This is a genomic window from Psychroserpens ponticola (genome assembly GCF_023556315.2).
In the GTDB taxonomy this organism is placed as follows: domain Bacteria; phylum Bacteroidota; class Bacteroidia; order Flavobacteriales; family Flavobacteriaceae; genus Psychroserpens; species Psychroserpens ponticola.
Map to the genome: position 1 here is coordinate 2,306,616 of NZ_CP116221.1, position 13,382 is coordinate 2,319,997.

General features: G+C 31.2%; 9 protein-coding genes. 7 read left to right on the forward strand and 2 right to left on the reverse strand.

The annotated features are described in order from the left end of the window. Positions 1–18 precede the first annotated feature (18 nt). The 4 genes from MUN68_RS10345 to MUN68_RS10360 all read left to right on the forward strand — a co-directional run bounded on the left by MUN68_RS10345 (position 19) and on the right by MUN68_RS10360 (position 3,927). Positions 19–1,050 carry a glutaminyl-peptide cyclotransferase gene (locus MUN68_RS10345; RefSeq protein ID WP_249996623.1) on the forward strand — a complete coding sequence of 344 codons (1,032 nt, stop codon included), beginning with the start codon at positions 19–21 and terminating at the stop codon, positions 1,048–1,050. A gap of 1 nt (position 1,051) precedes the next feature. Continuing rightward, positions 1,052–1,441, forward strand: a complete 390-nt coding sequence (locus MUN68_RS10350; protein WP_249996622.1) for an acyl-CoA thioesterase — start codon at positions 1,052–1,054, stop codon at positions 1,439–1,441. Between the two features lie 84 nt (positions 1,442–1,525). Then, positions 1,526–2,269, forward strand: coding sequence for a carboxypeptidase-like regulatory domain-containing protein (locus MUN68_RS10355; RefSeq protein ID WP_249996621.1), 744 nt, complete (start codon positions 1,526–1,528; stop codon positions 2,267–2,269). Between the two features lie 119 nt (positions 2,270–2,388). Then, a complete protein-coding gene (locus MUN68_RS10360) occupies positions 2,389–3,927 on the forward strand; it encodes a hypothetical protein (protein ID WP_249996620.1) in 1,539 nt (512 codons plus the stop codon). Here the strand turns inward: MUN68_RS10360 and MUN68_RS10365 are convergent. Both MUN68_RS10365 and glyA read right to left on the reverse strand, forming a co-directional pair. Further along, positions 3,924–5,657 (reverse strand): FG-GAP-like repeat-containing protein, encoded by a 1,734-nt coding sequence (locus MUN68_RS10365; protein ID WP_249996618.1) that lies wholly within the window; start codon positions 5,655–5,657, stop codon positions 3,924–3,926. The two genes, MUN68_RS10360 and MUN68_RS10365, sit on opposite strands and share 4 nt — an antisense overlap. Positions 5,658–5,757: 100 nt before the next feature. Continuing rightward, a complete protein-coding gene (gene glyA, locus MUN68_RS10370; RefSeq protein WP_272792361.1) occupies positions 5,758–7,029 on the reverse strand; it encodes a serine hydroxymethyltransferase in 1,272 nt (423 codons plus the stop codon). Positions 7,030–7,228: 199 nt separating this feature from the next. Here glyA and fahA point away from each other — a divergent pair, with 199 nt between their 5' ends. The 3 genes from fahA (at position 7,229) to MUN68_RS10385 (ending at position 13,382) form a co-directional block, all read left to right on the forward strand. After that, positions 7,229–8,521, forward strand: a complete 1,293-nt coding sequence (gene fahA / locus MUN68_RS10375) for a fumarylacetoacetase (protein ID WP_249996617.1) — start codon at positions 7,229–7,231, stop codon at positions 8,519–8,521. A gap of 115 nt (positions 8,522–8,636) precedes the next feature. Beyond that, on the forward strand, positions 8,637–9,812 hold the full coding sequence (locus MUN68_RS10380) for a hypothetical protein (protein WP_249996616.1): 1,176 nt from the start codon (positions 8,637–8,639) through the stop codon (positions 9,810–9,812). Positions 9,813–9,959: 147 nt separating this feature from the next. Beyond that, positions 9,960–13,382: a DUF7619 domain-containing protein gene (locus MUN68_RS10385; protein ID WP_249996615.1), complete on the forward strand. Its 3,423-nt coding sequence runs from the start codon at positions 9,960–9,962 to the stop codon at positions 13,380–13,382.

Below are 13,382 nucleotides of genomic sequence, written 5' to 3' on the forward strand. Positions count from 1 at the left end.
ATTAAAATTTGATACAAAATGTCGACATTTAAATCTTTAATTCTCATAGCATTATCTCATTTATTAATCAACTGTGGAGATTCAAAACCTAAAAAAAATAATGTTTCTATTCATACTAATGCAAAAGATAATGTTGTAAAATTGGGCGAAACTGTAAAACTTTCGGTTAATAATCCAGATAATCTTGAGATATCTTCTATTAATTATACGCTTAATGGAGAAAGCATAAATGAATCTTTTCATTTAAATAATCAGCGACTAGGTATTCAAACTATTACGGCAACGATAGATTATGGAGATTTAAAAGAGAATATATCTACTAAAATTACCATTCTAAATAATGAACTTCCTAAAATATATGGATACAAAATTATTAACGAGTATCCACATGATATCACATCATACACACAAGGTTTAGAATTCCATAATGGTGAGTTATATGAAAGTACAGGTCAATATGGAGAATCTAAACTTAGAAAAGTAGATTATCAAACTGCTGAAGTCTTAAAAAATGTAGATTTAACGCAACAGTATTTTGGAGAAGGATTAACCATTTTAAACAATAACATCTACCAATTAACATGGAGAGAAAACACAGGTTTCGTTTACAATACTGAAACTTTTGAAAAAACGAGTAGTTTTAAATATGGCCAAAGCAAAGAAGGTTGGGGAATTTGTAATGATGGAACAACACTTTACAAATCTGATGGCACAGAAAACATCTGGTTATTAAATCCGAAAACACTAACAGAAGACTCGAAACTTCAAGTTTATACTAATAGAGGTAAAATCACAGAAATTAATGAAATGGAATGGATCAACGGAAAAATCTATGCCAATCGTTATCAAAAAAATGGAGTCGCTATTATTAATCCCAAAAATGGTGCTGTTGAAGGCGTTATAGACTTTTCTCCTTTACATAAATTAGTCACTCAACACCAAGGTTTAGATGTTCTGAATGGCATTGCTTATAATCCAGCTACCAAAACTATTTTTGTAACAGGTAAACGATGGGACAAATTGTTTGAAGTAGAAGTATTCGAAAAGTAATATGCTCATATTTATAAAAAACATTACTGTTTCAACTAAAGACATAGACGCTCGTAATCATGTTAATAATGTAAGATATGTGCAATGGGTTCAAGACATTGCTGAAGATAATTGGATTAAAAACACCACAACTACACTAAGAGAAACGTATTACTGGGTGATGCTAAGTCATCACATTCAATATAAAGCCGAAGCTGTTTTAGGAGATAAATTACAATTAAAAACATTTGTCACCAAAGCTGAAGGTTTTAGATCAACTCGAATAGTAGAAATCTATAATCAAAACACAAATAAATTGTTGAGTTTATCTGAAACCATTTGGTGTTTAATGTCTCATAAAACTAATAAACCGACTCGTATTAGTCAAGAAATCATTGATTTGTTTCAATAATTTCAGTGTTAAAAAATCTTAACCATATATGAGTTGTCGTTCAAATTTTCTTAATTTGGATCACAAATCAATTTATATACATTCGTGACAAGACGAGTTCTTCTATATCTACTTCTTTTACCAATTTCAATTTTAGCTCAAACTATTAATGGAAAAGTTTATGATGCTGAAACTACTGTTAAAGGCGCTTTAGTCGTAAATGTGACACAAAACATAATGACATACACCAATGACAATGGAGATTTTAAAATTGAAGCCAAAGTCAAAGATACTTTATATATAAGTTCTCTTTTTCACACTAAAACATTTATTAAAATAAAAAAAGTTGATTTCGACCATGTTGTGGTCATTGAAGTAAAAAAAGCCATTAATGAACTAGATGCCGTACTTTTAAGAGAAGAACGAGAACGACAATTTGATTCTGTCAAGATGGCTTCTCAGGTAAATTCACAAATTAAAGAAGATATAAAACGAAACTCATTTAAATATCAACCAACACCTAGTGGTAATATGGATATTATTGCTATAATTGGAATGGTTGGTCGACTTTTTAAAAGCAAAAAACCAATAGCAGAACCAATAATCCCAATTACATATAAGGAGCTTTCTACACTTTTTCTAAACGATCGCTTTTTTAATAAAGACTTACTAGTTTTGGACTTAAATATTCCAAAGGAGTATCAAATTTTGTTCTTTGATTATTGTGATGCTAAAGAAATTGATTCAAAATTATTGGCTAAAAACAAACAAGTTGACCTCCTTGAAGAACTTGTAATTTGCAGTCAGGAATTTCAAAAAATCATAGAGGAGTCAAAAAAAGACAACTAAATTATACGATTTGTTCTAAATTTCGGTTTTTATACTACAAATTGACTTCAAAAGTCATATTTTTAACGCAAAATGCACATTAAGTTTCTCACTCTTGTTTAGTAGATATTAAAACAATTATGAAAAGATTATTATACGTCCTATTTACAATATTATTTATAGCGCTTTGGAGTTCTTGCCGAAAAGACTTTGAATTTTCTCCAAGCAATGGTGACCTTACTTTTTCGAAAGACACGATTTATCTTGATACCGTTTTCACTAATATTGGTTCTAGCACTTATAATTTAAAAGTTTACAACAGAAGTGATGCCGATATTTCCATTCCTACCTTACGTTTAACTCAAGGTGAAAATTCAAACTACAGATTAAATGTAGACGGAATGGCTGGAAAAGTATTTGAAGACGTTGAACTTCTTGCAAACGATAGTCTGTTTATTTTTGTTGAAACCACTTTTGATATTCAATCGGTTGTAGCTGCAGACAATCAGTTTTTATACACAGATGCTATTGAATTTGATAGTGGTAGTAATTTTCAAAAAGTGGAATTAGTAACTTTAGTTAAAGATGCTATTTTTATTTTTCCTGATAAAGACAATTCTACTGGAATAATTGAAACCTTAACTTTTGATGTAGATGGCGATGGTTTGCCTGATGAAACTTCTCTTCAAGGACGTTTTCTTGAAGATGATGAATTAACTTTCACAAACGAAAAACCTTATGTTATTTATGGTTTTGCAGCTGTAGATCAAGGCGATGTATTAACCATTGAAGCTGGAGCTCGTGTACATTTTCATGCCAATTCTGGATTACTTGTAACCAATAATGCATCCTTAAAAGTTAATGGTTTATTAAGTAATGATCAAGAATTATTAGAAAACGAAGTTATTTTTGAAGGTGATCGTTTAGAACCACTTTATGAGAATATTCCTGGGCAATGGTCTACAATTTATTTATTTGATGGAAGTGTCGATAATGAAATCAATTATGCTACCATTAAAAATTCAACTGTTGGTGTATTATGTGAGTTTAACCAAGATGCAACAAACGATAAATTAACCATTACCAATTCACAAATTTACAATTCTAGTAATTTTGGAATATTAGCTCGAGCTACTTCAATTAGAGGAGAAAATTTAGTCATTAATAATTCTGGTCAGTCATCTTTTGCTGGAACAATTGGTGGAATATATAATTTCACACATTGCACCTTTGCAAATTACTGGAATACAAGTTTTAGACAGTTTCCTTCGGTTTTACTCAATAATTATCTCATAAACGAAGACAATTCATTAACTCTAAATCCATTAGAAGCAGCCAATTTCAACAATTGTATCATCTACGGAAATGATAATGCTGAAATTGATATTTCTGGTGATTCTGATAGTGCTTTACTGTATAAATTCACAGACTGTTTGATTCGTTTTGATGTCTTTGGAGATCCAATTGATTTTGAAGACTCTGAACACTTCGCAAACATTAGCTTAAATGATGATCCACTGTTTAAACTACCTTTTGAAAATGATTTAAGACTGAACGAAGGTTCTGGTGCTATAGGACTTGGTAGTTCTATGCTACCTATACCAGATGATATATTGGGAGTTGAAAGACCAACAATATTTGATTTAGGCGCTTATCAATATGTGCCTACAGAAGACTAATTACGTATAATTTTCTTAATAACATGTGACGTTTCTCCTTTAGCTTTTAATAAATATACACCTTTAGAATAATTGCTAAGGTTAATGCTATTATCTGCTTGAGTAATTGTCTTTGTTAGAATTAAACGCCCCAAATAATCTACAACTTGAACATCTAAAGTTTCAGTAAAGTTTTTAACTGTAACAATTCCATTTGTAGGATTTGGCAACATACGAATGCTTTTTAATTGATGTTCTGAAGTTGACAACGTACTACTTTCCTCAATTAATAAGGTTTGATTGGGAGTAACATCTGTCAATACATCTTCTACTCCACTTAACCATGTCACTTTTACATAATCTATAGTAGTTGCATCACCTATTCCGAAAATTTCTGTAGCAGAATTTTGTCCTAAAAATGCTTCACCACAAATGGTATAGCGATACATAACTTCATTATTTGCAAAGACTTCTATCCAAGAACCTATCCCATTTTTATTGCTTTGCACGCCTTTCAATTTCACTTTGAGCCAATTATTTGTATTCCCTTGATTTTGCCAAAGTGAATGATTATTCGGGGTTTGATTAGCCACTATAAAATCTTGAAAGCCATCATTATCAATATCACCAATAGCATTTGAAAAACTTTTAAATATATCATCTTCAAACCCTGAAGTATTAGATAATTGATATGTATAACCCTCTTGGCATTCGTAAAACGCTGCAGTTAATAATCCGATATTTGGATTATCTATATAAGAGCTAATGTACAAATCCAAATCTGTATCATTATCTGCATCAAAAAAATTTGCGCCCCAACCAATACTATTAAAACTCAATCCACTATCAATAGCAATATCATTAAAGGTTCCATCGCCATTATTTTTCAGTAAATGATTCCCTTCTACTGTATTTGTTATATAAATATCGAGCCATCCATCATAATTATAATCATCAATTGTAGTAGACATTGCATTTGCAGCTACATCAGTACCAGAAGCAGCGCTTACGTCTGTAAAAGTATTATCGCCATTATTTCGATATAAAATATTAGTATTTAAGATTCTATCGTTTGACATGTATATATCTTGAAAACCATCTTTGTCATAATCAAAAAAGGATGCACAAAACGTTAAGTGACCATTTAAGCTTATTCCTGAGGAAATAGATATATCTGTAAACGTCCCATTTCCATTATTCCTAAATAATTTATTGGGTAATGTTCCACTTACATCTTTATTAGAAATAAATAAATCTAAATAGCCATCATTATCAATATCTCCAAAAGTTGCTCCATAAGTCGACAGAATATTAAAGTTAGAAAAACCTGCTGCTACTGTTACGTTTGTGAAGTTTAAATTACCATCATTTTGATATAATAAATTGATGCCATCTAATCTAGTCACAAATAAATCATTATCATCATCATTATCATAATCGACCCAAATGACTTGTTTTGAATGACCTGTTATGGTCATTCCATAGAACTGTTCGACAAATTGACCAGAAATATTTTTAAAAAAACGAACGGGATCATCTCCTTTGCAAGCAATAGTAATATCGTCCCAACCATCATTATCATAATCAAAAAAACTAACACCTCCTAAATTGCTTCCAGTAGATGAATTATTAACCAAACCTAAAGGAATGGCATTATTTTGAAATATAACCTGAGAATGTAAACTAATAGTGACTAATAACACAACTAGAACTGATACAAAAGGTTGTCCATTTTTTTTGATTAAAAACATAGCGATTGTTTTAAAAACATTTAAAAATAGCTAAATTATTAAATATCTATATTTATTTCCTTTTAGAGCAGAATTACAAAATCTTGATTAATAACTACTCTTATGAAAATAGAGGCTTATCACTCATCATTACATTTACACTTTCTGCTATTGCTTCAAGTTTCTCATCGTTTTCATAATGATTAATCACATCATCAATAAAAGCTACAATAGCTTCCATATCATTTTCTTTTAATCCTCTTGTCGTTATCGCAGCTGTTCCTACACGAATTCCAGATGTAACAAACGGACTTTTATCATCAAAAGGCACCATGTTTTTATTTACAGTAATATCTGCCTTTCCTAGCGCTTCTTCTGCAGCTTTTCCAGTAATATTTTTATTACGCAAATCAATAAGCATCATATGATTATCTGTACCACCAGAAATGATATGATATCCTCGACTTACAAAAGCACTCGCCATTGCAGCGGCATTAGCCTTCACTTGTAACATATAGTGCATAAAATCGTCAGTTAATGCTTCTCCAAAAGCAATAGCTTTAGCAGCAATGATGTGTTCTAATGGTCCTCCTTGATTCCCAGGAAAAACTGCCGAATTAAAAAGTGAGGACATCTTTTTTAGATTTCCACTTTTTAATTTTAAACCAAACGGATTGTCAAAATCTTGACCCATTAAAATCAAACCACCTCTTGGTCCACGTAATGTTTTATGTGTTGTCGTAGTAACTACATGACAATGTGGTATGGGATCATTAAGAATACCTTTAGCTATCAACCCAGAAGGATGTGAAATATCTGCAAATAATATCGCATCAACACTATCAGCTATTTCACGAAAACGTTTAAAATCAATATCACGAGAGTATGCAGAAGCACCAGCTATTATCAATTGAGGCTTTTCACGTGTAGCGATCTCTTGAATCTTGTCATAATTTAAGACACCTGTTTCTTCTTCTACTCCATAAAACACTGGATTGTATAATTTACCAGAGAAATTTACAGGAGAGCCATGAGTTAAATGACCACCATGAGATAAATCAAAACCCAATATCTTATCTCCTGGTTTTAAACACGCTGCAAAAACAGCAGTATTTGCCTGACTTCCAGAATGTGGTTGCACATTAGCATAAGAAGCACCAAATAAAGTTTTTGCGCGATCAATTGCTAACTGCTCAACTTCATCAACGATTTCACAACCTCCATAATAACGCTTACCAGGATAACCTTCAGCATATTTGTTAGTTAAAACTGAACCTGCAGCTTCCATAACTTGGTCGCTAACAAAATTTTCTGAAGCAATAAGTTCTAAACCATTAATTTGTCGTTGTTTTTCAGCTTCTATGAGTTCGAAGATTTGTTGATCGCGTTGCATATATAATATTTGAATTAAAATTTATCAAAAATAAGAAATCATCTTCTGAAAAGGTTTTAAAAATGTGAGTTTAACGCAATGTTTTATGAGCAGGTTATTAACATTAATTTTAAACTATTTTTTAAGGATTTATGCAATTAAAACAAAAAAAAATATGTACGTTTGAATAGAAAATAATAACAAAATAATATTAAAAACTATGCCTTTATCTGCAAATAATCCTGATCGTAGCTCATGGTTACATGTTGGAAAAAATTCTGATTTCCCTATTCAAAATATTCCTTTTGGTGTTTTTTTAACACGAGATGACATCATAACCATTGGTACTCGAATTGGAGACACTGCTATTGACCTTGGTGCTTTACATCAATTGGGTTATTTTGAAGGAATTCCTTTAACAGATGATATTTTTCTACAAGACACGCTAAACGACTTTATAGCAGATGGAAGAAAAACTTGGCGTTTAGTTCGTAATCGTATTGCTGAAATATTCGACAGTAATAACACAATTTTAAAAAATAACACAAAGCATAAAGAAATTGTTTTATTTCGATTAGATGAAATTGAAATGCAATTACCAGTTCAAATTGGTGATTATACCGATTTCTATTCCAGTATCGAACATGCTACTAATGTAGGTACAATGTTTAGAGATCCTAATAATGCTTTATTGCCAAATTGGCTTCATATACCTGTAGGTTATCACGGAAGAAGCAGTTCTATTATTCCTTCTGGAATACCAATTCATAGACCACAAGGACAAACGATTCCTGCAGATAGTGACCAACCTGTTTTTGGACCTTCAAAATTGGTAGATTTCGAATTAGAAATGGCTTTCATCACAACAGATGCCAATGATTTAGGTGAACCAATCCCTATTGAAGAAGCCGAAGAATATATCTTTGGTTTAGTCCTATTTAATGATTGGTCAGCTAGAGATATTCAAAAATGGGAATATGTTCCATTAGGTCCTTTCTTAGCTAAAAGTTTTGCGTCTAGTATGTCGCCTTGGATTGTTACGTTAGATGCGCTTGAACCATTTAGAGTTGAAAATCCTAAACCATTAAAACCTCAATTGCCTTATTTACAACAAAAGGGTAAAAAAGGATTTGATATCAATCTTGAAGTCGCTATTAAACCTAAAGGTGCTAAAGAAACAACTGTAAGTCAGTCTAATTTTAAGCATATGTATTGGAGCATGTCTCAGCAACTAGCACATCACACAGTTAATGGTTGTCCAATAAATTCTGGTGATATGATGGGAAGTGGAACGATTTCTGGTCCAACACCAGATTCTTATGGTTCGATGTTAGAGATTACTTGGAGAGGTGAAAAGCCTATTAAAATGAAAGATGGTTCTGAACGTAAATTCATCAATGATTACGATAAAGTAATTATGCGTGGTTACTGTGAAAAAGATGATACCAGAATTGGTTTTGGTGAAGTTTCTACAGAGTTGTTGCCTGTTTACAATCCGAAGAAAAAGAAATAATTGCAATACTAAATTAGTAAATATAACTCGAAGATAGTCAGTAATCTATCTTCGAGTTTTTTGTTTGGCATCATATTTGAATTCTATATAGAAATAACAATTAAAATCCAGAATTATGAAGCAATTACTACTTACAACAGTACTTCTTCTGGTACTAACATCATGTAGCGGAAGAAAACAAATTGAAAAAGCAATCACTCATGGAAACTATGACTTAGCAATTAATGACGCGTTACGAAAACTCGAAAACAATAAAGATAAAAAGCGAAAGCAGGACTATATCGTCATGCTTGAAGATGCTTATTATAAAGTTTTAGAAGAAGACTTACAAGATCTTGAACATCTAAAAAAGGATGGGAATCCAGAGCAATTCAAAACAATTTATGAAATCTATTTAGATTTAGATGAAAGACAAAATGCAATAAAACGTGTTTTACCTTTAAAAATAAATGGCAAAACACTAAATCTAAAATTCAATAACTATACGTCTGAAATTGTGGATTACAGATATAAAACTTCTGATTATTTAATTGAAGAAGGGATTGCCTTATTAGATTCTGAAGATAAATACAATGCTAGAAAAGCATATGATATTTTTAGTTATATAGAACAAATTAATCCAAACTTTGAAGACACTAGAAGTTTAATTACTGAAGCGCATCAAAAAGGAACAGATTATATTATGGTATCTATTGAAAACCAAACCTATCAATTTATTCCTCAGCAATTAGAAGTTGATTTACTAAACTTTAGCACTTATGATTTAAATAAATTTTGGACTGAGTATCACATAGATGCTGATCAAAACATTAATTATGATTATATCATGCAATTACAATTAAAGCAGATTAATATTTCACCTGAACAAGTAAACAGAAGTGAAGAATTGAAGCAAAAAAACATTGTAGATGGTTGGGAATTTAAAAAAGATAGACAAGGCAATTTTGTAACCGATAGTCTTGGCAACAAAATAAAAATCGATAAAATCATTAATGCAAAGGCTAGGTATACTATTGTAAATCAACTCAAATCAACTCATGTTTTAGCAGATGTTGTCTTTACAGATTTAAGATCGAATCAGACATTAGATGTATTTCCAATTGACAGCGAATTTATTTTCGAACACAGTTATGCAACCTTTAGAGGTGATGAAAGAGCTTTAAATCGATCAGAATTAGAATTAACAAAACGCAACCCTTTATATTTCCCAACAGATGCACAAATGGTTTACGATACTGGCGAAGATTTAAAGTCAAGATTAAAAGATGTTATCAATTCGTATCGAATTTGAGAACAAGTCCATTTAAACTAAAAAAAACTCCATAACAAAAATTGTTATGGAGTTTTTTGTAATTTTAAATTCCGTTGAAAAAACTTTTTTTTTCACGCAACCATTTATAAGAAAATTCATCTATAAAGAAACTCTAACGCATTAACTATGAAAAAATTAGTCCTTTTTATCTTGATTTCTTTATGTTCTTTTTTTTGTTTTTCACAAGATCCAATTGTTTCTTTAAAAAATGCAAATTCTAGTTTTTCTGTAATTGAGGGAAACACTTACGAATTTACTGTAAGCATCAACCTTATAGCTGCTACAGATGTTATTATTGATGTAACAACAATTTCAAATACAGCAGACAATAGTGATTATACTCCTATTTCAACAACAGTTACAATTCAAGCTGGTCAACTAAATAGTAATATATTGTCTATTCCAACAACCAATGACGCTATTATTGAGTTACCTGAAAGCTTTGCCATTGATGCTACAGTTACCAGTAGCAATACACAAAATTCTTTTACAAAAAGATCAATAGGTATCTGGGATAATGATAAAACACCAACTCTTAGGTTACCAACGGCATATACAATAAATGAGGGTCAAAGTAGAGCTTATACTTTCTATTTAAGTAATCCTTTTAATTCTGATGTCACTATAGATTTTACTACTATTTCTGGTTCAGCTGATAGTTCTGATTATAACGAAATAAATACATCAGAAACTATCGCAGCGGGTGAAATCTCAGTGGTATTAAATATATCTACTATCCAAGATGGTCTTGTAGAGTTAGATGAAACCTACACAATTAATGCTACGATTACCTCTGGAAATACTACTAATAACTCCAACACATTCATAACAACTATTATTGATGACGATACAACACCTACATTACTACCTTTTCATGATTATCAAATATCTGAAGGAAATACCTCTTCACTTTTCCTGAGCCTTAGTAGACCTTTCAATACTGATATAGATTTACAACTTACAACCTCAAATGGAACCGCTGATAACTCAGATTATACTGCTATTAATGAGACAAGAACAATAACAGCAGGAGTAACTGGGATCTGGTTTGAAGTTCCTACATCTGATGATTCATTAGATGAACCTGTTGAAAATTTCAATATTACGGCAACTGTAACCTCAGGAAACACTACAAATACTATAGCATCTGGAACAGTAGATATTATTGATAATGATGGCATACCAGATGTACTTATAATTTCTGTTCCAACTCCAACTAGTATTGGAGACAGCATAGATGCTGAGGAAGGATATCCAATAAAATTTTATGCAAGATTAACACATTCAAGTCCAATGGATACAGATATCGTCATAACTACAACTGATGGTTCTGCAGATAATACAGATTATACAACATCTATACTTACTCATACAATACCTGCCGGACAAGTCATCAGTTTTAGTGAAGAATTAAGTTATCCTACAATTTTAGATCAGTTAGATGAAAGTGAAGAAAATCTTTTTATTACAGCAAATATTACTTCAGGCAATACCTTTGATACTAGCTATTCAAAAGAAGCTTTTATATTAAATAATTACGGTCTTAATGCCCAACCAGATGAGGTTATTTCAGTGTTACAAGTTGGCACAACATTTCAAATTCTAGATAATGATACATTTGAAGGACTACCAGTAATACCAATCAACCCAATTGTAAGTTTAATTGAAACAAATGCAATTGGAGTAACATTAGATCCTTCTGGATTGCTATCTATTCCTACTAACGTGCCTTATGGAGCTTATAGTTTTGATTACGAAATGTGTAACTCAGCTAATCCAGATAATTGTGATACTGCTACTATAAATATTCGCATTATAAGTCCCCTCGAGGCTTATGCAGATATGAATTATGTAGACTTTAATGGTGATGGTTTTATAAGTGTAGGTGATATTATTGAATATGACTTTTTAATATCAAATATTGGAAATACTGATATTACAAATATTTATCCAGATGTGTTTTTTTCTACTTTTGAAATTCTTGGCGGACCATTGGCTAATTTATCTCCAGGACAAACAGACACTACAACATTTACTGCTACGCATATTATAACACAAAATAATATTAATTTTGGTTATGTAGATAATTTGTTAGATGGTTATGGAGTAGAATTCGAAGGCACTTATTATGGTGATGAAGTTTCATCTGGTCCTATACAACCCAATCTATACTATGAATTAATGCAATCTGACGGCTTAAAATTAAATGCCTTTGTGGATACAAATGGAAACGGCACACAAGAAAGTGATGAAATTAATTTCCCTTTAGGTGAATTTGAATATGAAGTTAATAACGATGGTATTCTTCGTTACTTATATGTTTCACCACATTATCTTTATGAATCTGATCCAAGTACAACCTACGATTTAAATTATGTTGTAGATAATGATTATACTTCAGTAAATACAACTTCTTCAAATTATTCTAATGTATCTGTCCTAACAGGTTCTGGTATTACAGAATATAATTTTCCAATAACTGCATCAGCTTATGATGATTTATCTATAAGCATTTATTCTTGCCTTAACAACCCTGTACCTGGATTCAACTATACTAATTATATTACTTACACAAATAATTCTAGTGAAGTTATTAACTCAGGAACGGTAAATTTCGCAATGGACGATGTATTTACATTAATAGAAACATCTCCAAACGACGTTACTATTAATACTGCAGGTTTTAGCTATAACTTTTCAGATCTTGAACCTTATGAATCTAGAACTATTTTTGTAAAAATGGAAGTTGCAACAATACCTACTGTAAATTTAGGTGACCTAATAACTAATTCTGCTGATATTGAATTATTACCTGGAGATATTAATCCTACAAATAACACTTCTAGTTTGACTCAGACCATTGTTGGTTCTTATGATCCAAATGATGTTACAGAACGTCATGGTCCTGAGATTATTCATTCAGAATTTACAACAGACGACTACCTAACCTATACCATTCGTTTTGAAAACACCGGAACTGCAAATGCCATCAATATAAGAGTTGAAGATCTTCTTGATGAACAACTTGATGAATCGACACTTAAAATGGTAAATGCTAGTCATCAATATACTTTAGAACGTGTTGGAAAGGATCTAGAGTGGAATTTCTTCGGAATAGATTTACCACCTTCAGAAGATGATGATTCTCCAATTGGTCATGGTTACATAACTTTTAAAATTAAACCTTTTCCAGATTTTGCAATAGGTGACATCATACCTAATACTGCTGAAATTTATTTTGACTTTAATCCAGCTATCGTCACTAATACTTGGACTACTGAGTTTGTAGAAGAAAATTTAAGTGTGACTAATTTTTCATTTGAGAGCTTAAAAATACATCCAACACCTACTAAAAACACGCTGTACATAAAAAATAATACACTTATTGAAACGATAAAGGTCACCTCTATTCTTGGACAACAAATTATGACCAAAGAAATTAATGACAGAACTGCTAATGTAGATTTGAGTGAAATAGATAGTGGCATCTATTTTGTAACATTATCGAGTAATGGAAATGAAAAAACGGTCAAGATTATTAAAGAATAA

Bases quoted from the DNA above. Each gene is read 5' to 3' on its own strand.
- glyA (WP_272792361.1), bottom strand. From the start codon at position 7,029: ATGCAACGCGATCAACAAATCTTCGAACTCATAGAAGCTGAAAAACAA.
- MUN68_RS10380 (WP_249996616.1), top strand. From the start codon at position 8,637: ATGAAGCAATTACTACTTACAACAGTACTTCTTCTGGTACTAACATCA.
- MUN68_RS10360 (WP_249996620.1), top strand. From the start codon at position 2,389: ATGAAAAGATTATTATACGTCCTATTTACAATATTATTTATAGCGCTT.
- MUN68_RS10345 (WP_249996623.1), top strand. From the start codon at position 19: ATGTCGACATTTAAATCTTTAATTCTCATAGCATTATCTCATTTATTA.
- MUN68_RS10350 (WP_249996622.1), top strand. From the start codon at position 1,052: ATGCTCATATTTATAAAAAACATTACTGTTTCAACTAAAGACATAGAC.
- MUN68_RS10365 (WP_249996618.1), bottom strand. From the start codon at position 5,657: ATGTTTTTAATCAAAAAAAATGGACAACCTTTTGTATCAGTTCTAGTT.
- fahA (WP_249996617.1), top strand. From the start codon at position 7,229: ATGCCTTTATCTGCAAATAATCCTGATCGTAGCTCATGGTTACATGTT.
- MUN68_RS10385 (WP_249996615.1), top strand. From the start codon at position 9,960: ATGAAAAAATTAGTCCTTTTTATCTTGATTTCTTTATGTTCTTTTTTT.